21 protein-coding genes are annotated in these 24,208 nt (G+C 45.7%); 12 read left to right on the top strand and 9 right to left on the bottom strand.

The window, feature by feature from the left end:
* Nucleotides 1-30 precede the first annotated feature (30 nt).
* Together MD588_RS11560 and cutA are read left to right on the top strand one after the other, a co-directional pair.
* Nucleotides 31-2,052 (top strand): alpha-amylase family glycosyl hydrolase, encoded by a 2,022-nt coding sequence (locus tag MD588_RS11560; RefSeq protein ID WP_265697408.1) that lies wholly within the window; start codon nucleotides 31-33, stop codon nucleotides 2,050-2,052.
* 118 nt (nucleotides 2,053-2,170) lie between these two features.
* Nucleotides 2,171-2,497, top strand: coding sequence for a divalent-cation tolerance protein CutA (gene cutA / locus MD588_RS11555; RefSeq protein ID WP_265697407.1), 327 nt, complete (start codon nucleotides 2,171-2,173; stop codon nucleotides 2,495-2,497).
* A 50-nt stretch (nucleotides 2,498-2,547) separates the two neighbouring features.
* Here the strand turns inward: cutA and MD588_RS11550 are convergent, their stop codons facing one another.
* Nucleotides 2,548-4,194, bottom strand: coding sequence for an electron transfer flavoprotein-ubiquinone oxidoreductase (locus MD588_RS11550; protein ID WP_265697406.1), 1,647 nt, complete (start codon nucleotides 4,192-4,194; stop codon nucleotides 2,548-2,550).
* A gap of 290 nt (nucleotides 4,195-4,484) precedes the next feature.
* On the opposite strand from MD588_RS11550, the gene MD588_RS11545 reads away from it, so the two are divergent.
* Nucleotides 4,485-5,234: an electron transfer flavoprotein subunit beta/FixA family protein gene (locus MD588_RS11545; protein WP_265697404.1), complete on the top strand. Its 750-nt coding sequence runs from the start codon at nucleotides 4,485-4,487 to the stop codon at nucleotides 5,232-5,234.
* Nucleotides 5,234-6,163 (top strand): electron transfer flavoprotein subunit alpha/FixB family protein, encoded by a 930-nt coding sequence (locus MD588_RS11540; protein WP_265697403.1) that lies wholly within the window; start codon nucleotides 5,234-5,236, stop codon nucleotides 6,161-6,163. The genes MD588_RS11545 and MD588_RS11540 overlap by 1 nt, the downstream gene beginning before the upstream one ends.
* A gap of 9 nt (nucleotides 6,164-6,172) precedes the next feature.
* Here MD588_RS11540 and MD588_RS11535 read toward each other — a convergent pair whose 3' ends face one another.
* Nucleotides 6,173-7,138 carry a LysR substrate-binding domain-containing protein gene (locus tag MD588_RS11535; RefSeq protein WP_265697402.1) on the bottom strand — a complete coding sequence of 322 codons (966 nt, stop codon included), beginning with the start codon at nucleotides 7,136-7,138 and terminating at the stop codon, nucleotides 6,173-6,175.
* A gap of 108 nt (nucleotides 7,139-7,246) precedes the next feature.
* On the opposite strand from MD588_RS11535, the gene MD588_RS11530 reads away from it, so the two are divergent.
* Nucleotides 7,247-8,632: an MATE family efflux transporter gene (locus MD588_RS11530; protein ID WP_265697401.1), complete on the top strand. Its 1,386-nt coding sequence runs from the start codon at nucleotides 7,247-7,249 to the stop codon at nucleotides 8,630-8,632.
* Between the two features lie 82 nt (nucleotides 8,633-8,714).
* Here MD588_RS11530 and MD588_RS11525 read toward each other — a convergent pair whose 3' ends face one another.
* A complete protein-coding gene (locus MD588_RS11525; RefSeq protein ID WP_265697399.1) occupies nucleotides 8,715-9,119 on the bottom strand; it encodes an SPOR domain-containing protein in 405 nt (134 codons plus the stop codon).
* Nucleotides 9,120-9,372: 253 nt separating this feature from the next.
* Here MD588_RS11525 and MD588_RS11520 point away from each other — a divergent pair, with 253 nt between their 5' ends.
* The 4 genes from MD588_RS11520 to MD588_RS11505 all read left to right on the top strand — a co-directional run bounded on the left by MD588_RS11520 (nucleotide 9,373) and on the right by MD588_RS11505 (nucleotide 12,465).
* Nucleotides 9,373-9,756 (top strand): LexA family protein, encoded by a 384-nt coding sequence (locus MD588_RS11520; RefSeq protein ID WP_265697397.1) that lies wholly within the window; start codon nucleotides 9,373-9,375, stop codon nucleotides 9,754-9,756.
* 6 nt (nucleotides 9,757-9,762) lie between these two features.
* Nucleotides 9,763-11,067, top strand: coding sequence for a Y-family DNA polymerase (locus MD588_RS11515; RefSeq protein ID WP_265697396.1), 1,305 nt, complete (start codon nucleotides 9,763-9,765; stop codon nucleotides 11,065-11,067).
* A 166-nt stretch (nucleotides 11,068-11,233) separates the two neighbouring features.
* Entirely contained in the window at nucleotides 11,234-12,100 is an 867-nt protein-coding gene (locus MD588_RS11510; RefSeq protein WP_265697395.1) for an alpha/beta hydrolase family protein, read from the top strand.
* Between the two features lie 143 nt (nucleotides 12,101-12,243).
* Entirely contained in the window at nucleotides 12,244-12,465 is a 222-nt protein-coding gene (locus tag MD588_RS11505) for a hypothetical protein (protein WP_265697394.1), read from the top strand.
* A gap of 91 nt (nucleotides 12,466-12,556) precedes the next feature.
* Here MD588_RS11505 and MD588_RS11500 read toward each other — a convergent pair whose 3' ends face one another.
* From MD588_RS11500 to MD588_RS11480, 5 genes are all read right to left on the bottom strand, one after another.
* The gene (locus MD588_RS11500) at nucleotides 12,557-13,501 is read right to left on the bottom strand and encodes a YeiH family protein (RefSeq protein ID WP_265697456.1); all 945 of its coding nucleotides are present in this window, start codon (nucleotides 13,499-13,501) and stop codon (nucleotides 12,557-12,559) included.
* A gap of 139 nt (nucleotides 13,502-13,640) precedes the next feature.
* Nucleotides 13,641-13,964 (bottom strand): YdbL family protein, encoded by a 324-nt coding sequence (locus MD588_RS11495; RefSeq protein WP_265697393.1) that lies wholly within the window; start codon nucleotides 13,962-13,964, stop codon nucleotides 13,641-13,643.
* Nucleotides 13,965-13,982: 18 nt separating this feature from the next.
* Complete coding sequence (locus tag MD588_RS11490) at nucleotides 13,983-14,198, bottom strand: YnbE family lipoprotein (RefSeq protein ID WP_265697391.1); 216 nt, start codon at nucleotides 14,196-14,198, stop codon at nucleotides 13,983-13,985.
* Between the two features lie 48 nt (nucleotides 14,199-14,246).
* On the bottom strand, nucleotides 14,247-17,549 hold the full coding sequence (locus MD588_RS11485) for an intermembrane phospholipid transport protein YdbH family protein (protein WP_265697389.1): 3,303 nt from the start codon (nucleotides 17,547-17,549) through the stop codon (nucleotides 14,247-14,249).
* Nucleotides 17,550-17,819: 270 nt separating this feature from the next.
* Nucleotides 17,820-18,167 (bottom strand): hypothetical protein, encoded by a 348-nt coding sequence (locus MD588_RS11480; protein ID WP_265697388.1) that lies wholly within the window; start codon nucleotides 18,165-18,167, stop codon nucleotides 17,820-17,822.
* A gap of 356 nt (nucleotides 18,168-18,523) precedes the next feature.
* Between MD588_RS11480 and MD588_RS11475 the strand changes: the two genes are divergently transcribed.
* The 3 genes from MD588_RS11475 to MD588_RS11465 all read left to right on the top strand — a co-directional run bounded on the left by MD588_RS11475 (nucleotide 18,524) and on the right by MD588_RS11465 (nucleotide 21,223).
* Nucleotides 18,524-19,189, top strand: coding sequence for a hypothetical protein (locus MD588_RS11475; protein WP_265697386.1), 666 nt, complete (start codon nucleotides 18,524-18,526; stop codon nucleotides 19,187-19,189).
* Between the two features lie 240 nt (nucleotides 19,190-19,429).
* Complete coding sequence (locus tag MD588_RS11470; protein WP_265697385.1) at nucleotides 19,430-20,212, top strand: DUF4344 domain-containing metallopeptidase; 783 nt, start codon at nucleotides 19,430-19,432, stop codon at nucleotides 20,210-20,212.
* Nucleotides 20,213-20,329: 117 nt separating this feature from the next.
* Complete coding sequence (locus MD588_RS11465) at nucleotides 20,330-21,223, top strand: LysR family transcriptional regulator (RefSeq protein ID WP_322784247.1); 894 nt, start codon at nucleotides 20,330-20,332, stop codon at nucleotides 21,221-21,223.
* 148 nt (nucleotides 21,224-21,371) lie between these two features.
* On the opposite strand, the gene MD588_RS11460 is transcribed toward MD588_RS11465, so the two are convergent.
* Entirely contained in the window at nucleotides 21,372-24,065 is a 2,694-nt protein-coding gene (locus MD588_RS11460) for a bifunctional acetate--CoA ligase family protein/GNAT family N-acetyltransferase (RefSeq protein WP_265697382.1), read from the bottom strand.
* Nucleotides 24,066-24,208: the final 143 nt, after the last annotated feature.

Below are 24,208 nucleotides of genomic sequence, written 5' to 3'. Positions count from 1 at the left end.
CCCGAATAAAAATAATTCAAGGAGACCATCGTGATAACAAGGAACATCAAATCCTGTCTTGCGCTAGCCATTGCAGCGTCACTTTCTGCATGCGGAAGTTCCAGCTCATTGCCATCAGCAAGCACACCGGCTTATACGTGTGATGCTGAGATGATGACCAAAGCTGATGATTTGCGTATGTATCAGATCATGGTGGAAAGCTTTGTTAATGGTGATGACACTATCGGTCATGGTACCGGTTATGGTACCAGCCACCATAAAGGCGATCTACAGGGGGTGATTGATTCACTCGATTATATCGAATCACTAGGAGTGAATGCGATTTGGCTGACTCCAATTTTTGATTCTGTGCCGGTTGAAGGGCAGGACCATTGGGCAGATCGTTTGGATGCGACGGGTTATTTCACCAGTAATTACTTTGCTATTGACCCGCATTTCGGGACGATGGAAAAAGCGCGTGAATTGGTAGATAAAGCGCATGAGAAAGGTTTATATGTGTTCTTTGATGGTGTCTTCGGCCATCACAAAGGCAATGTTGTCCCATCACCGGAAGGCCGTTTGCCGCAGGGCGAAAACAATCCGGTAAGCTACCCGGAAAGTCTGGCTTTCTATCAGGAAGTCGCGACTTACTGGATTAAAGAGCTGAAAATCGACGGCTGGCGTTTAGATCAAGCCTACCAGGTGCCGACTGAAGCATGGAAGGAAATTCGTAAGAGTGTTGATGAGGCATCCAAGTCTGTTACCTATACCAATGCTAAAGGTGAAACCGTCAATCCGCTGGGTTATATGGTGGCGGAAATTTGGAATAATCAAAACTACATCAATGAAACTGGCTATGGTAAACAAGGTGATCCGGCGCTGTGTTCCGCATTTGATTTCCCTATGCGTTATCGTGTCGTCGAGACCTTTGCCGTTAATGAAAACAGTGTTGGTGGCAAGGGCGGTGAATGGTTAGCTGAAGGAATGGATCTTCACAAACTCAACCCGGATCACGCTAAGCCAAACCTGATGCTGGGTAACCACGACTTGGTCAGATTGGGGGATTTACTGCAGCGCGGCAATATTGCTTCCCCGGATGATGCCGAATATTGGTTACGCCATAAAGCGGCCATTTCCTTCCAGGCTGCATATACCGGCCCTATTACCATGTATTACGGTGAAGAAATCGGTGATCAGCTAGATGGCTATGCAGCTAAGAATACTGATGATAACTGTGCTATCCGCGGTTTGTGTGATGACCATGTTGCGCGTACCAGTGCAACCGTTAACGGGGTGACAGGGTCACTTAACAAGCGTCAGGCCGATCTGCGAGACTATGTCTCAGAGGTTATGACATTGAGGGCTAACCATCCGGCATTGTCGAGTGGCAAGCGTACTAATGTGATGGCTAACGATGCGATTTATGTTGATCATAAGCAGGGTGAAAATGAAGCATTGCTTTATATGGTAAGCACGACATCGAGAGCAGATATTGTGCGCCTTGACGGTGTCGATGTTGGCTCTGAAGGAGTGTTGGTTGACTTGATGTCGGGTGATCGCTTTAAGATGCAAGACGGTAAATACTACATTCCGATGACGGCATTTGAAGCGCGTTTCCTATCTATTGAAAAGCCATCTGCAGCGGGTGTCAAAGTGAAAGCGGCGGCGGCTGTGTCACTGGTGGGTGAAGGCTTTATGGCCCAGTGTGATAACCCGACTGTGGCCGAGGAAGGACCGATAAGTGAAACCCTGTATGTCGTGGGTGACTTTGCTGACTCGAATTGGAAGCATAAGCCGCGTCGTGCCTTCCAGTATAAAGGCGATAATGTCTATCAGGTTGTTAAGGATGAAAAACCGGGAGCCTACCGCATGCAGTATGCGAGCAGAGATTGGTCTCCGCAGTTTACTGCTGACGAGTTGGCACTGAAGCCAGGTATTAAGGGCAAGCTTAAAGGCGGTGGTTATGGACAAGATACAGCGGTCACTATTCCAGAAGAAGGTCGCTATGTGTGGAGTCTAGAATTCAGTGCGGAAGGCAGGCCGCAGCAGATCATGGTTTCTAAGTGTGAGTAAAGTACTCGGCTTCGGTTAACCGTTGTTCTAACCTGCTGAAAATGAACTAGAAGGGAGCCGTGAGGCTCCCTTTTTTGCTATTATTGAGTGCAATAAAGAATAGTGACTTGAGATAACAATGACTACGGAACCAGAATACTGTGTTGTGATGACGACCTTTGCTAATGAAGAGGTCGGTAAGAAGATCATTCATTCACTGATTGAAAAGCGCCTGGCTGCCTGTGTTCAAGTTCAGGCGATTGAGAGCTACTATCACTGGGATGGGAAAGTGAACCAGGATCAGGAAAAGCTGGTAATGATCAAAACCACGGTTGCACTTTATGGCGAAGTTGAGGCCGAGATTTTGGCCAATCATGATTACGATACTCCGGAGATTGTTCAACTGCCCGTGACTGCAGGGTTTGCTGATTACCTGAACTGGATCAAGGCCGAGTGTAAGTCATAGGCATTGTACCTTGCCCATTCTCTTTTAAGCCGAACTTAGAGCCTGACGCTTTACATATTGGGGTAATTGGGCCCGCCGCCTCCCTCCGGTGCGACCCAGGTAATATTCTGTGAAGGATCTTTAATATCGCAGGCTTTACAGTGGATGCAGTTGACGGCATTGATTTGAAATTTGGGCTTGCCTTCAATGGTAACGATTTCATAGACACCAGCCGGACAGTAACGCTGACTGGGCTCATCGTAGAGGGGAAGATGACTGGTGACTGGAATATTCGGATCACCGAGCTTCAAATGGCAAGGTTGGTTTTCTTCATGCTGGGTTGCCGATAGATAGACCGATGACGGTTTATCGAAACTTAGCATGCCGTCAGGCTTCGGGTAGTCGATGGGTTTGCACTTTGCGATAGCATGCAGACATTCATGATCAGCCTGCTGGTTGTTGACAGCCAGGGAGTATCGGCCTTTGAGCCAGTTATGCTCGATGGTTGTTAGCGCGCCGCCGACAACGTTGCCAAACTTCTGGATTTGTCCATTAAAGTTCCGGCTATCGTAAAGTTCTTGGTATAGCCAGGATTCTCGGAACAAGCGCTCGTATCCCGGTATTGTTTGGTGGAAGCCCTGGCGAATCTCCGTAAATACCGCTTCGGCAGCGAGCATGCCAGATTTCATCGCTGTATGGCTTCCTTTAATTTTGGCAAAGTTGAGCGTACCGGCATCGCATCCGATGAGAACCCCGCCAGGAAACTGTTGCCGAGGCAATGAAGATAGTCCCCCTTTGTTGATCGCGCGAGCCCCATAGGCGACTCGGTGCCCTCCAATCAGGTAACGTCTAAATAATGGATGGTGCTTCATGCGCTGAAACTCATCAAACGGACTGAGATACGGGTTGTGGTAATTCAGGTCGACAATGAGTCCAACCGCGACCTGATTGTCAGCAAGGTGGTATAAAAAACTGCCACCTGTGGCATCGGACTGGCTAAGTGGCCAGCCGACACCGTGGATAACCAATCCGGGGTGGTGCAACTCCGGCTGAACGTTCCATAGTTCTTTGATCCCCAAAGCAAAGTGCTGAGGCTGTTTATCATAATCAAGGTGGAAGCGATTGATCAGTTGCTTGCCGAGGTGGCCACGTGCTCCTTCGGCAAAAAGGGTATATTTGGCCCTAAGTTCGATGCCGGGTTCAAAATTGTTTTTTGGCTCCCCGTTTTTGTCGATCCCCATATCTGAGGTGAGCACCCCGGTAACCGCGCCTTGTTTGTTATAGAGAATGTCGGCTGCCGCAAAGCCCGGAAAGATCTCCACACCGGCGTCTTCCGCTTGTTCCCCAAGCCAGCGACAGAAGTTTGCCAAGCTAATCACAAAGTTTGCGTCATTTTTCATTGGTGCAGGCGTCAAGCTTTCAGGAACAGCTAAGAAGTTGTTTTGGTTGGTTAGGTAGCAGAGCTTATCTTCCGATACGGCAGTGTGAAGAGGGGCGTTCAGGCGTTCCCAGTCAGGAAATAATTCATCGAGAGCCTTATGTTCGAATATCGCCCCGGACAAGATATGGGCGCCAACCTCGGCTCCTTTCTCGATCACACAGACTGAAAGTGGCCGATCATGCTCTTGGGATAATTGCATGATCCGGCAGGCGGCAGATAGGCCTGCAGGGCCTGCACCAACGATTACCACGTCGAACTCCATGCATTCTCTTTCCATTATTACCTTCCTGAAACAGAACTCAGCTGCATTAGTTTGGTATAAATATAGTCCAGTTGACGTAAACGTAAATTCAACTAGGCTCAAAGAGTGCTTGGTCAAGTGCATGTTTTTCGCTGACAGACAATTGTTTAGTGCATGGTAAGTGTTATCAACACCGCCTGTTTTCCTTACATAGCGAGTCATTTATTTATATAAGTTCAGGTGTAGGTTGTTATTTTTACATGCTTATTTATTCGTGGGCATTTTGACGTTACTGGGCAAAGTCTCTATTTGAAAAGGAAAGCGTTGTGAAAGTACTGGTTGCAATAAAGCGAGTGATTGATCCTTACGTTAAGGTCAGGGTGAAAAGTGACGATACCGGTGTTGAAACCAATAACGTCAAAATGGCCATGAATCCTTTTTGCGAGATTGCGGTAGAAGAAGCGGTCAGGTTGAAGGAATCGGGCAAAGCACAAGAAGTCATCGTTGTTTCGGCCGGTGAAGAAAACTGCCAGGAACAATTGAGAACAGCCTTGGCTCTTGGGGCGGATCGCGCCATTCATATTGACACCGAAATCAACCTTGAGCCATTAACCGTTGCCAAATTACTCCAGTCGGTGATGGAGAAAGAGCTGCCGGGTTTAGTCTTGCTGGGTAAGCAGTCTATTGATTCTGATAATAATCAGGTAGCCCAAATGCTGGCAGCCCTGACAAAGCGTCCCCAAGGTACCTTTGCCTCAGAAGTTAATATTGAAGGTGACACCGTCACGGTGGTGCGCGAAGTCGATGGTGGATTAGAAACTCTGAAACTTACGTTACCTGCGATTATTAGTACCGATTTGCGGTTAAATGAACCGCGCTATGCATCGTTGCCTAATATTATGAAAGCTAAGAAAAAGCCCATGGAGTCAATAACGCCGTCCGAGCTGGGTGTCGAGGTGGTTTGGCATCAGCAAATATTGGAGGTTACGTCACCACCGGAAAGGCAAGGGGGAACCCAAGTTACTTCTGTTGCTGAGTTGGTTGATAAACTGAAAAATGAAGCGAAGGTGATCTGATGGCGACGTTAATTATTGCAGAACATGACAATCAGCGGGTTGCACCGGAGACCCTGAAAACGATAAACGCGGCGATGGCAATTTCACCCTCGGTATCGGTTGTGGTTGCCGGCGCAAATTGTCGTTCGGTGGCCGTGGAAATCAGCAAGGTGGCGGCGGTTGAGCAAGTACTGTTGGCTGATGATGCCGTCTATGAAGCCCAGCTAGCCGAGAATATTTCTGCGCTTGTGGCAGAAATTGCTGATCAGTACACCCATGTTTTAGCTCCGGCAACGACATTTGGTAAGAACTTGATGCCGCGTATTGCTGCTTTGCTGGATGTGGCGCAGCTCTCTGATGTAATTCAAATCGAAAGTGATGATACTGTGATTCGCCCCATTTATGCCGGTAATGCGTTGGCGAGAGTGAAGTCCAATGATCCTATCAAAGTCATGACTGTTCGTTGTGCAGCTTTTGAACCGGCACCGGTCGGTGAGGCTGGTGCCAAAGTGACAGAACTGGATATTGTTATACCTTGTGATTTATCTCAGTTTATCAGCAAGCAGGCAGTAGAAAGTGAGCGGCCTGAACTGGCGGCTGCACGGGTTGTCGTTTCTGGTGGGCGAGGGCTGGGGGATAAGGAAAGCTTCGCCTTGGTAGAGAAGCTGGCCGATAAACTGGGTGGTGCAATTGGTGCCTCGCGTGCTGCGGTTGATGCTGGTTTTGTGTCGAATGATCTGCAAGTCGGCCAGACCGGAAAGGTCGTTGCTCCAGAGCTGTATATTGCTGTTGGCATTTCTGGTGCTATACAGCACCTTGCCGGAATGAAAGACTCCAAAGTGATTGTCGCAATCAACAGTGATCCTGATGCCCCGATTTTTCAAATTGCCGATTATGGATTGGTAGGCGATTTGTTCGAGTTGCTTCCCGAGCTGATTGAATCGCTCTAGGGACACACCTTAGAGCTCGTTATCAATAATTTGCCAACCATGTTCTTGGGCCATATCAAATAGCTCGGCTTGCTCAATGGCGAGCTGGTTGGTTAACCAGCGAATAAATTGCGTGACAGCGTCATTATTTGCTTGGCTGTAATAATAATATTGCCACGGGCTGCCAATGATAGTGGCTGATTGGGGGAGTTGCAGGTAGCCCTGCTTAATCTCATGAACCACTAGCATCAAATCTGTCATGGCTACGCCTTGCCCGGCAAAGCAGGAGGTTAGTGCCATATCCAGGGTATCGAATGTCAGACCGGAATTATTCATGAGGTGAGACTTTTGATTTCTCTTTAACCATTGGCGCCAGTCTGTGCGATCTGGCGTGGGGTGAAGCCGGGTATATGTTAGCAGTTGATCGATACCCACTGGTTGGTCTGTCTTGGTTAATAGTTTCGAGTAAACCGGAGCTAAATACTCCTTTCTTAGGAAATTTTTTTGATACGGATTTTTCGTTTCTTTAGGCATTCCGTAAATGGCGATATCGTAGTCGTCATCATCTAGCCGGAGCTCTTCACTGTTATGTCCCATGGTTGATGACAGGATAATATCTAACTGTGGGTATTGTTCCTTAAAGGAATGTAAACGAGGGATGAGCCAACGTACCCCAAAACTCATAGCGACCTTGACCCGCAGGGTATTACCTTCTCTCAATTTCAGTTGACGAATAGTGCCGTTAAGCTCGCTATATTGACGAGTAAGTAGCAGGGCAATCTCTTTACCTTCACCGGTAAGTTCCAATGCCCTGTGATGACGAATAAATAGAGAAAAACCAAAGTGTTCTTCCAACTGGCGGATTTGACGGCTAACGGCACTTTGAGTCACATTGAGTTCTGAAGCGGCAAGGGTAAAGCTCAAGTGTCGGGCTGCCGCCTCAAATACTCGTAAACCATTTAGAGAGGGGGGAAGCAATGTATGTCTTTTCTTCATAACGCCGTCAAATTTAGCATGAGTTATATGAATGCCAGCGTGCCATAAAAGTCGCTTGAAACTCAACCCGAATAGCCATAAATTACCCTCATAATAAGAGGGGAGTATATGAAAAAATTGATCAGCCTAGCTGTACCACTCATCATTTCGCAGCTGGTTGCACAATTACTGGTATTTACCGATGTTTGGATGATGGCTCAACTGAGTATTATGGCGATTGCCGGCGGCGGTTTAGGCGCTGCTGTATATTCGATTGTTTTTATTATTGCGGGCAGTACCGTAGGCTGTGTCGCGAACTTGATTGCGATAGCTTATGGCAAGCGGATCAGCCAAAGAGAAGCGGGCGATGCGGAAGTAAGCTCTTCGCTCAAGGGCGGTATCCTTTTAGCAACCATTATGACGCTAGCCCTGCAGCCAGTCTTTTTTATGATGAACGATCTTTTATTGATGGCTAAGCAGGATCCGCAGGCGGTAGTCTTAGCTATGGATTATCTGGATGCGTTGAAATGGTCGATGTTCCCCACCTTAATTTTGCTGGTGTTGCGTAGCTTGGTGAGTGCATTTGGCGATACGCGTTCGGTGATGATTATGTCAGTGGCAACTGTGGTACTCAATGTGCCGCTAAGCTATCTGTTCGCTTTCCAGTGGGGAATGGGACTGGCTGGTTTGGGATATGGTACATCATTGGCTGCACTGCTCATTATGGCGGGTTACGGTTATTGGGTTTTCAGTCGCTCGAAGTATCGCCAGTATAATCCGCTGCACAATCTCCGTGAGTATCGGCTGGGTACCATGGTTCCGCTGTTGGGGATTGGCGTGCCGATCATGATTGCAACGCTGTTGGAGCATGCTTTGTTTTCGGGGGCGGCTTTGTTGGCTGGTACTTTAGGCGCGGTGTCGTTGGCCATTCACCAAATTGCGCTGCAATGCCTTAACTTGTCATGGAATATTGCGTTTGGCTTTTCTCAGGCAGCATCAATTTTGGTTGGCCAGCATGTGGGCAGTAAAGAGCCTGAACTTGTTCGTCGCTATGCCAAGCTTGGTCTGTTTATGGTGACGGCGACCAGTGCCGTGATTGGGATATTTGTCAGTGTGTGGCCGGAGTTTTTGACTCAGGTGTTCAGTGTCGAAGGTGATGAACTGGCCTCCGAGTTAGTTGCGGCCCTGCCGAGTGTGATGATTATGGTGGCCATGTGTTTTGTGGTTGATGCCTGGCAGTTGGCTGCTATTAGCATTCTCCGTGGAATGAAAGTCGTGGTTGCTCCGACAATCTCGACAGTGATTGGCTATTGGGTTATTGGTCTACCTGCGGCTTGGATACTCATGAAGTTGATGGGATTAGAAGGTGTCTGGGCTGGTTTAGGCATTGGATTGGCTGCCACAGGGGTGATGCTAGTTATTTTGTTGTTCAGAAGTTTGGCTCATTTTGATCGCTCGGTCGAGAAAAGTCGTGATGAACCTGCAGAACAAGAGCACTCTGTATTGCTGACATAAACACCGATTAGTGTATCTCTAGTCCCAAAAAAGCCGGAAGAAATTCCGGCTTTTTTGTGCGTGTTGTTCAGTGTGCTGGGTATTAGCGCATACGGAAAACATCAGTTTGCTTGTCATTTTGTACCTCAGCGAAACTGCGGACAAACGGTCCTTGCTGGCGGATACGAGGAGACAAACCTTCAATCACTCGCTTGGCTTCTTCTTTGGTCGCAAAGTCACCGTAGATGACGGCATACCAACGATTGCCCAGGCTGTGCTTCCAGTTAACCCAGATTGGGTCCTGTCCTTTAATTTCACGGATATAGTCACGAATATCACGCTCTTCACTCAGTGCCAGTACCTGAATAGTAAAGCGGTTAGGATCGAGGTGCCCGTAGGCTTCCTGTGTGGTCATGGCACCGACACACTGGCTCTCGGTGTGAGTGGTTTTTGTTGTTGAACAGCCCGCAAGAAATAGCAGCGCGACCAAGGCAAAAATCTTATGCATTCAATGTCTCCCAATAAGGTTCCATAGTTCTTAAGCGGCAAGTCTACCAAGATGATAAATAATTGATGCACAAAACTAAAAGGAGCCGTTTGATTGCTGTTTTTTACATCACTTCCGGTATGAAACATCATCACTTTCTGAGGCTTGCCTAAATACTGTGCATTTATACAGAAAATACACACCCTAATAGTGACTATTTTATCTATTTTTGATTAAACTGTATATGTATACAGTACTGTTGGCGAGTGAATATATGACGGTGTTACCTGTCTTTATGGAACCGGTAAAATGCGGATTTCCGTCCCCGGCGGATGGGCATCAGGAACAATTGGATCTGGATGATTACCTGATCCGTAATCCGAATGCGACTTTTCTGCTACGAGCGTCTGGTGAGTCGATGATTGGGGCGGGTATTTATGATGGCGACTTGTTGGTTGTTGACCGGGCTGAACCTGTGGTTCCCGGGCGTATTGTCATTGCGCGTATTTATGATGAATTTACCTGTAAACGTTTAGTTCGGCATGAAAATGCCTGGTGGTTGAAGGCAGAAAACGCAAATTTCAAACCGTTTCCAATGCCTGAGGATTCTGAAATCTTTGGTGTTGTAACTCGCAATATTCATGATTTGCTGGGCTAATTGGCGATGAGTAATGATTTCGCAGGCTATCAGAATCAGATATGGGCTTTGGTTGATGCCAAAAGTTTCTATTCTAGCTGCGAGCAGTTGTTTGATCCCTCATTGGCAAATAAGCCAGTCGTTGTGTTGTCGAATAATGATGGTTGCTGTGTCGCCCTGTCTCAACAGGCGAAAGCATTGGGGATCAAGCGCGGGGCTCCCTGGTTTAAGATTGAACGTGAAGCGCGAAAATTAGGTGTGGAAGTCAGAAGTTCCAACTACACCCTATATGCCGACATGAGTCGGCGTTTTATCGAAGAGCTTTATCGTTTTTCTCCTCATGTTGAGCAATACTCCATAGACGAAGCATTTATACGTTTAGATGGCTTCAAATTGGATGGGTTAACGAGTTATGGCAAAGAGATCCGAAATATAATTGAACGTCATATTGGTTTATCTGTTCGTGTGGGTATCGGAACAACCCCCACGTTGGCAAAACTTGGCAATCAGGCAGCAAAACAGTTTGAGAAGCGTGTTGGTGGCGTTATTGAGATAGATACTGACCATAAGCGGCGTTGGTTGCTGGAGCGGACAGATATTCAGGATATCTGGGGGATTGGTGCCAAAACGGCGACTCGCTTGCGTACGACAGGGATCACCAATGCCCTCCAATTGGCTGACAAAGACTCGGCGGATATGCGTCGCCTGTGGAATGTCGGTCTGGCTCGCACGGTATTGGAGCTACAGGGAACCGCCTGTATTGCACCAGGTGATATTGATGAAAAGCGAAAGCAGATACTGTCCAGCCGAAGTTTTGGTGTTGGGATCTCCAAGCTCGATGAACTGAAGTCGGCATTGGCATTCCATTGTCAGCGGGCTGGGGAGAAATTACGAAACCAGGGTAGCCAGGCCAATGTCGTTGGAGTCTTTCTACGAACCAACCGTTTTAAGGAATTACCGCAGCATAACAAGAGCAGCGTTCGGACACTGGTGTGCCCAAGTCAGGATTCCTATAAGTTTTTGGCATCGGCTCTAGAGCAACTTGATAAGATTTATCGACCGGGATTTGAATACCAAAAGATTGGAGTGATCCTGGATGATCTCAGTGATGCGCAGAATGATCATTTTCAGCTTGATATGTTTGATACCAGTGCCTTAGATGAAATCAAGCGTCGGGATTTGATGACAGTTACTGATCAACTGAATGCTCGTTTCAAAAATGGCATAAAGCCAGCCTCAGTGATTGGCTCGACAAACTGGCATATGCGACAGGCATTCCGTTCAAACCGTTGGACCACCTGCCTGGCCGAGCTACAAGTGGCAAAATGCTAGTAATTTATCAGTAAGAAATGATGAGAAGCTATGTACATTTTGTCGGTTAATTTTGTGGTCTGTCGAGGATTTACTTATTAACCATCAAGCCCTGCCGTAAATTGATTGAGTCAGTAAATAGAACAGGTTAGCGTCAGATAGCCCTATTAATCTGTCAGTTAAGCGTATGATAAAATCAATCTTTTGGCTGGTGCTAACCAGTTTTCTGCTCGTGCAAGGTTGTACCTCGCACGTCACATCAGATGAATACCTTACTCATAAAGTCCGGGATCCGGTTTACTTGCAACCTTTTGAAAATGCCAAGTGGTTCCGGCCCGATAAGCACAGGCTTTCTGAAATTCGTATTCAGCACGACGATTTACAGGTGAGCAAAGGGGTTCATCTAACGGTTGAAGGAGCCTTGAATACTGTGCTGTATTTCGGCGGTTACCCATTCAGTTCGACCGTTGATGAGGTCACCGTTGCAGGGCAATTTGCGTTATTGGGCGTTAATTTTATTTCGGTGAAGAATCGAGGGCTTGATAGTGATGGTAATTGGCCGACAGTGAGGCGGTTGCAGCATGATACGATCAATATTTATGATCAGGTCAGTGCTATGCATCCAGAAGACTTTATTATTCTTCACGGTTCATCTGTCAGTACTTTTTTCGTAGCGGAATTGGCCAGAACAAGGGATGTTGATGCCATTGTCCTGGAAGGAGCGTTGACTCGTATTGATGAGGCCGTACAGGTGTCGAGGCTCTGGTCATTACCTTGGCTGTTACCCTGGCAAAATGATATCCAGATTGAGCCTCAGCTTGCAGCCTTGGATAACTATCCGACCTTGCTAGAGTATCGTGGCCCCTTATTGCTGTTAGTCGGAGAAGCGGATAATCAGGCGCCGCCGGCGTTAACCCAGTTGCTCTATCAAGCTTCACCTTCCGTGAACAAGTCAATTGCCGTGGTACAGGGCGCTGAACAGGGCGATGTGATCAGCCAGGATAAAGCACTCGAAGCGTATATGATGTTCATTCATCGGTATGCGATGGAGTAATCCTTCTTATAATCAAACGGTGCGCAAATTAAATTCTTTATAACTATTATGAATTTCATAGAGATAAAGGGTATTTTTATTTCTACTGTGAGCTTTCCGATAATGTAGCAAGATGATGGCTGCCAAATAGGAAAGATGAGCTGATGGTCAAATGGATAGGCTTAGTTCTCATATTGGTGGGATTATCGGTTATGACATCAGGCTTGATAAGTGCCCTGATGGACTTGGCGGCGTTTCTGGTCCTGCTCTGTGTTGTAGCCAGAAAGGCGATGAATAAGCGCCTGATGTCCACCGTGGATGAACATTTTGAAAGTTTGCCTGAGGGTGATACTGAGAACAAAGATAAAATTGATATCTCGCCATAAAAATGAAGCGAGTAATACCTGTCAACACCTGACTGGATTGGTATTACTCGCTTTTTTCTTCAGTCTATCTACATTGTCTATCTGGTTGTATCTAGGTTAGCTGGATATATGTTAGCGAGCCGAGCCCAATACTAATCCAGAGCAGAATACCGAGTAACAGAGGTTGAAATCCAGAAGCGCGTAGTTTCTGAATGGTGATCCCGGAGCCAATTAAAAATAGGCAAACAACCAGAACACGCTTGGAAGCGTTAAAGATCTGATCGTATATCGGTTGTAGATCCGGGATGAAATGGGCAATTAAAATGGCGACGCAGTAGAAAACAATAAAGTAAGGGATCCCGATTTTCTTACTGTCACCTTTAAACATCAATGCGCTGATGAATGCGATCGGAATGATCCATAGTGCGCGTGCCAGTTTTAGAGTTGTCGCGGTTTTTAATGCCTCGTCACCATAGGCACCGGCAGCACCGACAACTGATGAGGTATCGTGAATCGCGATGGCTGCCCAAGTGCCAAAGGCGTGCTGGCTCATCTCCAGAAGGTGGCCAAGCGCAGGAAAGACAAACAGAGCGATGGAGTTGAGAACAAAGACGGTTGCGAGAGCGAGGGAAGTTTGATCATCTCTGGCATTGATAGCCGGTGCGACAGCTGCAATAGCACTTCCACCACAAATAGCGGTGCCTGAAGCAATCAGGTGGCCAGTTTTCTGTTCGATGCGAAGTAGCTTTGTCAGAAGGTAGCCAATGATCAGAGTAAAGAAGATAGAAGCAACAATCAGCCCCAAGCCTTGCTTGCTAGCCTCAATCGCTTGATCAAGGTGAATACCAAAACCAAGCCCAATGATGGAATAAGAAAGCAATTTTTTTGTCAGTGCAGCAAGGTTGAATTGAGTTGGGACAAGCCCAAGACTGGCGAGCGAAAAGCCTAAGATAAGGGCAACAGGTGAACTGATAAAAGGAAGCAGGCAGACCAAAGCGACGATAAAGAAAAAATAATCAGACGACTGACATTTTTTAAGGGAGTTGGAAAGCGACATCATTAGTGAGTAATTTTTTGATTAAAAAGCATAAAGATGTCGGGAGTATACGCTGATTTGCAGGTTAGATAGATTTAAATAAATTGAAGCTAGGGTTAAATATAACTGAACGTGACGTTTAGAGTTATCTATACGCAGTTTACTTTTTCAACCACTTGCCCGCTGCGTTTTGGTAGTAGTTACCGGGTTCCGTTTTTTCTATTGCTCTTTTATGTGCGAGTCGGCCAACTTCCGTTGTGGTCAAACCATGGGAAACGGCGATTTTTTTATAACGTTCTTTACGGTGGTTGTTCACTTTGGCGATGAGCTGGCGAACTTCGCCTGAGACATTGGACGTAACAGCGGCAATATAGCCGGTGTTTGCTTCTCCGATAAGGCCCTGATCCTTTGCTTGTTGAAGATCCAAAGCATAGGCATTGGCTGATATGAAAATAGCAAAAAATAAGACTAGAAAATTCTTCATGGCATTCTCCCTGCCGTATCAGAATACATCGTCATCACTGAATAAGTCATCAATTTCCTTGTCAACTTTTATTCGAATCTCATGCTCGATCTTAACGTTCAGGTTTACTTCAATTGGTTTGTCTGAGGCTGTAACCTGTACGGTCGGAGTACAGCCAGAGGTACCAATAACACTTAACATTGCCGTCAGTGCAAGGATTGTGAGTACGCAGGAAAGTTTAAGCTGAATATCCATGGGCTACGACCTTTCTTAGCCATCATCTTTAACACAAGCGCAATTATGCTACTCATCCAAACCAAGCTGCTTTAAAAATAAGCTCTCCAGCTTTGTAGAATTAATGACATTCAATGTCTTTATTAATGCCGGAATATTGTCTTCAATGTTCAGGTTTACGTAGACAGGCTGGCCATTTTGAAAATCTGGATTGTAGCCTTTAAACCGTGAACTGGCGTTTAATTGTCCTTCTTTAGAATAGTCTATATCAATAGACAGCGAGTCGTATTTATAATTTTTGAGAATTTGGCTCACTACCATCAAACTATTTTCTCCCGCGGCCTCGACATTTTCACCGATTGATGAACCCTCTTTATACCTGAGTACCCCGCCAGGATAGCGGGAATGGAGTTTGCCATTTCGAATTACCGGCATACCGTCGACTATCGACATCGGAAAATTACCGTCTAAGACTCCAGTGAGAACAATATCTTTTGCATCAATGGCTTGAATCAACTTCTCCAAATCCAGACGATGGATGATTACAGGGATGTCAGGGATGTAAGTTAACGCGCTACTGCTAACGTCATGGGTGCTAACTGAGCCACCAAATGCATAAGCACTAGCGCGATCAAGCCTATAGTGCTTTTTCTCGGTATCGAACTCAACAAGTGCAAAAATATTTTCGAGTAACACGCCAGCATGTAGCAGTCCCACCTGAAGACTAATAGGATACTTAGATTTGATACCATTCGGCGTAACTGAGGCAGTAAAGGAAGCATTGAGATCTGCAAAATGAAATCCGTGTATATTGCCACTTAAACTGTCAGCAAAAACGCCGAACTCGCCGGTAAGCTGCTCTTTGTGTAGTCTTAAATCGGCGTTAAAACTGATCGTTCCGTTATTTAGGTCATAGTCAATCGGTAAGTGAGGCATGTAATGCTTTTTTAAAGAACGTTTAGGATTAAAGCTAATATCATTACGGTGTAACTTTATCCGGGATGTTTGCTGATTTAGATCAGAATCCACGGTAAATTGAATCAACAGGGCTTGCTTCATGTTATTTACGGTTCCAGCAATATTGATGCTATCAGGCGTGAAGCTTATGTTTCCCTGACTACTGAAGGGAGGTAACCGTTGTTCATTTTGCTTCAGACTAAGGGTTGTTTGGTAGTGGGTATCAAGCTTTAACAGGCGGCCTGATTGTGTCAATGAGGCATTGGATAATGCGAGCTCTAGTTTTCCATTGTATTTTTGTACTGGGACCGACTTTTTATCTTGTATTAATAGTTGTCGCTGTTGCTCCGTGGTATGGGGATCACTGATCAGTTTTTCGCCATAAAAGTGACTGCTAAAGGTAATATCCGTGTCTGAAGAAATTTGTAATTTGGGCTGTTCTGGCAGTGTACTGCTTGTTGTTTGCAGTAGGTTGATATGACCAGTTTTCAGAACAATGTCGGTAGCATGAGACTTGATGAAACCAGGATGGACTGAAAGCTGTGCGCGGTCGATGCTTAATTCGTTATTTTGGGCTTGCATATCCAATTTGCTATCAGACCATTTCAGGCTGATATCGCTTGCTAAAGAAACAGTATTAAGCTCAGTATCGTTTGCCGGAAAAAGTTGATGAACCTTTGCCTGTAAGGTCGACTGGGAGTGACATTGTAACGAACTAGGCGACCTGAACTGATCTAATCGGATGGCGCACTCTAGCTTTTTGATAAGCAAAGAAAAGAAGCTTTGATGTTCAATGCTTTCCAGCATAAGCCGTTCACTTGGCTCAGAAAGTACGACCTTGAGCTTGTTGTTTTTATATAACGCATCGAGAGCTAATGTGCCATCTGTCGTAAATGAGACCTGTGATACCGGGTTTATATTACTATTCGTCGGTGACAGGATCGGGTGCTCAAAAGCAAACTGATTTAACGCCAGGCCAATCTTACCGGGTAGCTTTAAGTCGACTTGGTAACTGGCTTGAGTAATGTCATTTAAATTGGTTGGTAACTGAGTTGGCTGATTGCTGGGTATTGAACTGGAGTCAGGACCAGAATTGATGGCGTATTTGTCTGTTTCTCGAAGGAGTGAGGTTTGAGTTGCGGTAAAAACTAAGGGCTCACTGAGTGTTGCATTTGGGATATCGTAGAGCTTGAGCCGGTCAGTTAAGTCTTTGGTATTCGCAAAGTTGGCATTGCAGGTGAGTGATTCCGGTAGCGGGCTGACAAAATGGAGGTTGGCTTTACATTGTAGTGCGTTGCCTTTGGGGCCAATTATTTGCCCGGAGAAATGGGCATCGTTGTCATTTAGGTGTTTGAGCAGCACATCAATGTCATAGGGATCTGGGCCAAGGGCCTTTCCGGTTAACCTGAGCTTGGTATTTTTATCTGGCTTGTTCAGACGTTTTTTGGGGGTTTCTAACACCAGGAGAGAATGGATGATTAGCTCTCCGTAGTTAAAGTCATGGATCTTGAGTTTGCGTACCGGCAGTAGAGAGAGGTTGGCAATGGCACGGCCAAGATGGAGCCCCTGGTTGGTGTTATCTGGCTTTTCGATAAACTCGGGAAGTTGGCTCGGTTGATCAAGCCACAGTTGCTCAGCTGTCAGCTTGACACTTTCTGTGGCCTGATTGAGATCCAGCTGCAGATCAATGTTCTTTCCTGACTGGATATAGCCTTCGGTTATTGTCGGCCATTTAGGCTCTAGGGTTTCAATATGCACAGACAGGGGGGTTCTAGCTGGCTGCCAACTGATAGAAAAATTGGCATTATCGAAATTGAATGGATAACGGGTCGAGGCACGGTCACCGGGAATTATCACGTTTAGGGCGCCGTGCTGAATAAAGCCGCTGATGGCTAACGATGGCTGGGTCGTTAAGACTAAATCGATGTTTTCGATGCGTTGCTTAATGGCGTCATCCCCACCGTCAACATTCTTGCTGTCAAACAGTAAAGTTTCAATTTGGCGGACATGGGCACTAAAGACATAGGGCTCTGAGAGGTCGGTAAAATTAAAAGCCGTATCTGCAAAGGTCAAATTGCTAAGTCTGATCCCTTGTTGGTTTAGTCGGTTCTTGACAGTGGGCGAAAGGCTAACCGTAGTGTGTTGGGCAAACAGCCGCCATGAGGCATTTGAAATAGTGCTGTCTTTGTCGACAAAATGCTCCAAAGAGAGTTTTCTGAAGGTTAGGGCATTTCTGTCAATTGCAATAGAAACCTCATCAATGGCTAGTCCTTCCTCAAAGCTGATTCCAGAGATAGCATTGATTTCAATCCCCTTAGATGCGAGCCATGGCGGGATGATAATAGCTGGAATAATCAGTAAACAAAGCAGAATAAACAGGCCATAAAGGAAAAGGCGCTTCCTTCGACTACGCACTTTTCCTTTCTTGGGAGCTGTGGATTCCGGTCTCTTCTTTGCTTCATTCATGAATTATTAATACTGCCATTGTTCGGAAGTTAAATCATTGAATCTACTTCTTAAGCATAAACCGGAAACAAAAAACAGGGAGGGGAAATAATGACGGGAGCGATACGGCTATTAGAGAAAGATATAACAGGTTACATAATGGCTAAGGTAGAACAAGCCGGAACTGGTTAGGGCTTTCTACAGTTACCGGCAAGATTCCATTTGACTATATTGCAATGATCAACCTGCAAGAGCGGGATCACAAGCAACTTTATCAAGTTTACGGTTAGTATCTAATGTCGGGACTGTCAGTTCACTGTTTAATCGGTGGATAGCGGCGGTCAACGCTTCCTTGATTATTGTTTTGTCATCACCGTCTAGAGCTAAGAGTGCGCGAAAAAGATCTTTTTGAATGCGAGATACTTGTTTAGAGGCATGCTCAAGTTCTAGATATTCGATAGAGGCAATTTCATGAATCCGTTGCGCTGAAATATTGATTGGAGAAACAGCTCGGTTGGTCATGAGTTGTGATGAACAGTGCTTAAGATATGAAATGGATTGTGAAAGCGATTGTGAGGGTTGTTCCATGGTAAATAATCCTTACTCTTTGATTTTAAATCAATTTGTGTCATCCCGGTCACTTAAGGCCACTTTAGAACAAAAAAAAGGTATCAATATTAATGCAGATCAATTAATTGCTTATTCTTTTTGGTATATGGGGCTTCTCTCGTTCATGTTGTTTCTGTTTCTGTTTCTGTTTCTGTTTCTGTTTCTGATTTGTGTCAGTGGCGAACATTACTATCTGCTGGTTAATTTGACCAAAGCTAGATTTATAGATTTACCAAGGTGAAGTTAAGTTATTGAAAATAATAATTTAATAATTTGGCATGTTACCTGCTTAAGAACTGAGCATGAATCCCTTATCGTTAGTCAGAGGAATTGACATGAAGAAAGGACTAGGCTTAGTAATTATTTTTATTGCGTTGTTATCGTTAAGTAATTTTGTGATAGCTAAAGGCACACGCTCATTCTCAGGAGAGGTAGGACTTGCATCGAACGGAGCAGCGGCCCTGAATATGCTGGCATTGGATGTACCGACGGGGATGATTGATATTAATGTTGTAGACGGTGAGGTTGTCAGATACCAGGTGGATGTTGAAGATAAGTCCAATAACTGGTTTCTGTTTGCAACTGATCTTGAATCATTGGTACTGACAGAGCAGATCATTGATCAGGTACTTTATCTTAATATTGATGAGAAAGGTGTAACTCAGAAATGGACACTGGAGGTGCCGCGAGATCTGGCGCTGCAACTTAATATCGGAGTCGGTAGTATTGATTTAGATTCATTCAGTCAGTCACTTTCTGCAGATATTGGCGTTGGCTCAGCCTGGGTTGGAATAGCTAGTGCTGATTATCATCATGTTCGTGCCGCTGTTGGCGTGGGGGAAATCCAAGCTCAGGGATTTGAGCAAGGTAGCCTGCAGCAAGAGCGAGTAATTGTGTCAGATCAACTGACTTATAACGGTACCGGTACACACAACATTGACATCAAAATTGGTGTTGGAGATGTGAACCTTAGTCAGGATTTAATCAATAAGAGAGGATAGTTTTGGTTGAATGGTCTCTGTATAAAAGTGAATAGTTGAATATAACGCTATTCACTTGTTTGAATAAATTTCCGTGGGTGTTGGAAAATTCTCGGGGTAAATACTTTCATTTGTGAATGGTTATTCCTATAAGTGACTGACAAGTAAGTGCTTGAACATGACTGGTTAGCAAAATCAAAGCCTTTACTTGGGTTTAGATAAGTTATTATATGTTCTTATACCTTCTCACAAGGATTTGAAATGAAATCACTTCTTGTCTCGTTGAGCCTAAGCTCTCTGCTTGCAGGCTTTGCTGTAGCTGCACAAAACAATATTTCAATTGAGTACCTGCCCGCAAAAGATAAAGAGGAAAGGTCGGCACAGCAATTGATAGCTAATAGTGGTGTCAATGCCATTCTGACAGGGCTTTCCGATGCTCACTTCGCGTTTAATCAGACTTTGACCATTCAGTATGGTGCTGAAGACGGGCCAATGTATGATCCTGAAGCTCATACTGTCTATATGCCTTATTCATTTGTTGCGGAATCTCTGCAATATTTCAGGGACAACGACTACCAAGAAAAATTTGGCAAGGAGCCGCAACTCGGGGCCATTGATACAATCCTTCATACCTTGCTTCATGAGGCTGGTCATGCGTTTGTTGCCGATCAAAATATTCCGGTCTTAGGAAAAGAAGAGGATGCAGTTGATAACTTCGCCACTCTGATGATGATTAACTATGTCGAGGGCGGAGATGATGCTGCCATTAGTGCCGCAGACATGTTTGCTTTTGAATCTGATAACAGACCCGATTACTACGATTTCGGTGAGTATATTGATGAACATAGCTTTGATCTTCAGCGATATTTCTCCACGCTCTGTTTAGTTTACGGAAGCGATCCTGAGAAGCATCAAAACCTGCTTGAGGAAGTTGAGAAAGACTACCTTTCAGAACGCAAAGATTTTTGTATCGATAACTTTGATCAGCTAGATCAAAGTTGGCATCAGTACCTTTCTTCGAAGAAGCCAGAAAATGCCAAATGAATACCTTGCTCAGTAAATGTGTCTATTAACAGAAACGGCTTAGTATATTCATAGGTATAGGGCGTAAAACTGTGGTACAACGTTATCAGGATGACAGCTTCACGACTGGGAGTGGATGTGAATAAATTATTGTCTTTTGAAGCGCTGTTAGTGCTTGATGCAATTGAACGTCGAGGAAGCTTTGCGGCTGCTTCAGAAGAGCTAGGACGGGCACCATCATCGCTGAGTTATCAGGTACAAAAATTGGAACAAGATCTGGACCTGGTGATTTTTGACCGTTCTGGCCATAAAGCGGCATTTACTAAAGCCGGACACTTATTGCTAGAGCGGGGGCGACTTTTGCTAACGGCAGCAGATGAAATGATCTCAGATGCCAGTGCACTTGCTCATGGCTGGGAGCTGGATATTACGATAGCGTATGATGGCTTAGTTAAGCTTGATAATATGCTGCCGCTGGTGGATGGCTTAGCCAAGCAGAGCAAAACTCGTATTCGCTTTCAAGAAGAAATTTTGGCCGGTTGCTGGGAGTCATTGGCACAGGATCGCGCGGATCTTTTGATCGCTCCGGCCCCCAGTGTGGCACCGCCTGAAGTAAAAATTCAGCCAATCGGTAAGCTTGATACAATATGGGTTGCCCACCCGGATCATCCGATCCATAAGCACAAGAATCCGTTGGACCCTCTTGTAAGGCAGCAATACCGTGGTATTGCAGTGGCTGATACCGCGCGAAATCTACCGCCACTGACTCATAATATTCTTGATGAGCAACCATTGCTGACCGTGAGCTCAATGTACGACAAGTTTGTTGCGTTGAAAGCGGGGATGGGTATTGCAACGATGTCGACCTGTTATGCCGAGGAAGCGATTAAAAACGGTGAGCTGTCAGTGATTGGCGACGATCCTGTTTATGAACTGGATATGGTGCTGGCCTGGAACCGCAGCAGGATGGGTAAAGCCAAAACGTGGTGTATTCAGCATATAGAGAGTCTGTGGAAAAACCAGTTTAATTAATAACGCTGGTGGCTGTTAGTAAACGTGAGCGAGGTGACGTTTACAACAATGCAACCCGTAGAATGGTTTCGTCGCTTTTTATAATGTTCAATGCTTGAAGGTAACAGGGGGCAACTTGCCCCCTGTTGTTTTACTGGGTGCTTTAAGATTATTTCAATGGCAGTAGCATCTCAACGATACCGTCTTCCATCTGAATATCAATTTCAAAGCCTACTTTTTGTGCTAGCATGATCATTCCTCGGTTTGACGGCATTGTCATACCAGTTATTCGCTGTAGTCCACGCTGTTTGCAATAGCGAATAATTTTGTTCATCAAGATGTTACCCAGACCGACACCTTTTAAATCAGAACGAACGAGTATTGCAAACTCGGCTTCCTCATTGTCTGGATCTGACAGAGCGCGGGTAACGCCAATGATCACTTCTTCTGTTTCGCCGTTTTCATCAGTGATTTCACGCGTGGCGACAAATGCCATTTCCCTGTCGTAGTCTATTTGGGTAAGGTTGGCCAATGCTTCATGGTTGAACTCACCGACATCAGAGAAAAATCGTCGGTACAAATCATCGACCGATACGTTAGAGATAAATGCTTTATGCTTGGGTTCATCTTCTGGCAGGATCGGGCGAAGCAGGATTGGGCTGCCATCTTTGAGGGCAACGTGTTCTTCATGTTCCTTAGGGTACGGGCGTATAGCTAACCGAACCTGCTTGTCACCATCGAATTGCTTGATAGTCATCGAGGCGTCTATTACGGTCATCTCATCACCAGAGGCCAATAACGGATGAATGTCGAAACTCACGATTTCCGGGCAGTCGATAATTAACTGTGAGATTTTTACCAACAAATTGCACAGGGCTGGTATATCAATACGCTCGGGTAAACTGCGCTGTTTGATTTTTCCCGTTTTGATGGCATTAATTACCATATAACGAGCCAGAGCCATATTGAGCGGTGGAATTGCGACGGCCGCATCTTTGTGAATATCCCACTCGGCAGCGTCTTCACCCATCAAAATAACCGGACCAAAAACCGAATCATGGTGAACAGATATCCGTAACTCTTGAGCACCAGATCGGTTAGCCATCCGTTGAACCAACAAACCATCAATTTGGGCACTTGGATAGTTTAAGGAAACACGGTCTAAAATGGCTTGTGCGCTATTAGCAACTTCAGCGGCGTTACGTAAATGCAGCATGACGCCATGTACTTCTGATTTGTGCCGAATATCCGGAGAGCGAAGTTTAACTGCGACAGGATAGCCGATCTGGTCGGCGATATGCGTCGCCTCTGCCGGATCTGTCGCAATCCAGGTTGGTAATGTCTTGAAGCCATAGCTTTCAAGTACCGGACGAACTTCATGAGTCTCAAGCTCTGAGACACCTTGGGCAAGGAGGTGATTTAACACATCATGTACGTGCCGGGGGTTGGCTTGAACCTCACCGTAAGACACCGGGGTTTCCATTAACTGTTTTTGGTTACGACGGTACTCAACTAAGTGCATGTAGGCAGATACAGCACTTTCAGGTGTCCGGTAAGCGGGAAAACCCGCTTCGGTAAAGATTTGTCGAGAAACAATGGCCTCATTTTCACCTGCCCAGTTACTCAATATATTGAATCGCTTGGTGCGAGGATGAGATTGCAGAAGCTCGGCCAGTCGTTTTGCTGTTTCATTTCCCGGCGCGATAGCAGAAGGAGAGTGCATGATGAGCAGTGCATCAAAATCATCGCTGTCTAGCAATATACGAATGGCCTTCTCATACCGATTAATATCGGCATCACCAATAATGTCGATAGGGTTTGCATGAGACCAGCAGGTTGGCAGTATTTCAGACAGCTTTTCAATCGTGTCGTTACTGAGTGTGGCCAGCTTTCCTCCGCGCTCAGACAAAGCATCAACGGCCATAATGGCAGGGCCGCCGCCGTTTGTAATAATGGCTAGGCGCTCTCCCCGAAGCGGAACGGAATGGGCGAGTGTTTCAACCGCCGCAAATAACTCGTGGGTGTTATGAACTCGCAACATGCCCGAACGACGTATGGCTGCATCATAAACAGCATCAAGGCCAATTTCACCGCCGGTATGAAGATGCGCAGCAGCACTACCGGCTTCGGTTCTACCGCTTTTTAAAACGAGGATCCGCCGGTTGCGGGCAGCGGCTCTTGCGGCCGACATAAAACGCCGGGCATCTTTTATTGAGTCAATATATAAGAGAATGGCCTCTGTTTTACTATCGCGACAAAGGTAATCAAGCAGTTCAGCAAAATTAATGTCACAGGCATCACCCAGTGAGAGAAAGGTCGAGAAACCGATGCTTTTGTTTTTGGCCCAATCAAGAATCGTGGTACAAACCGCAGCCGATTGCGAAATAAACGCGATATTACCTTTATTGGCCGCAATGGGAGAAAAAGAGGCATTGAGATTTAGCCATGGCAAGATGATCCCCATACTATTGGGGCCGACAATACGCATGTTATATTGCTTTGCCATTGCATACATGCGGGCTTCTTCTGTTTCGCCCGTCGAGTTGAAATCGCTATTCATGCCAGCAGCGAGAACAACGGCAACTTTGACGCCTTTTTCCCCCAATTGCCGGATAATCTCGACATTGCGGTGGGCATTGGTACACACAATTGCTAAATCAGGCACTCGGGGTAAGCTATCAATGGTTGGATAGGCCAGTACACCAGCTACCGCATCATATTTCGGGGTTACTGGCATGATTGGGCCATGGAAACTACCGGATAGCAGGTTTTTTATAACAACGTTTCCTGCTCGGTTGGGGCTGTCTGATGCCCCAATCACGGTGATTGACTTCGGTTTGAGTAGTTTGTCCAGTCCATCCATAACTTCACCCGACTTTATTTTTTAGTTTGAGATAAGTCTAACGGATGGAGGGGGGAGTTTCTGACTAAAGTGCGTGAGCTGTGATCAAAACCAAGTTGTTTGATTCAGAAGAATTTTGTTGAAGGTAGATAAGATAAAATTGC

The sequence above is a fragment of the Photobacterium obscurum genome (genome assembly GCF_026191635.1).
In the GTDB taxonomy this organism is placed as follows: domain Bacteria; phylum Pseudomonadota; class Gammaproteobacteria; order Enterobacterales; family Vibrionaceae; genus Photobacterium; species Photobacterium obscurum.
This window is presented reverse-complemented; position numbering and strand designations above follow the sequence as displayed.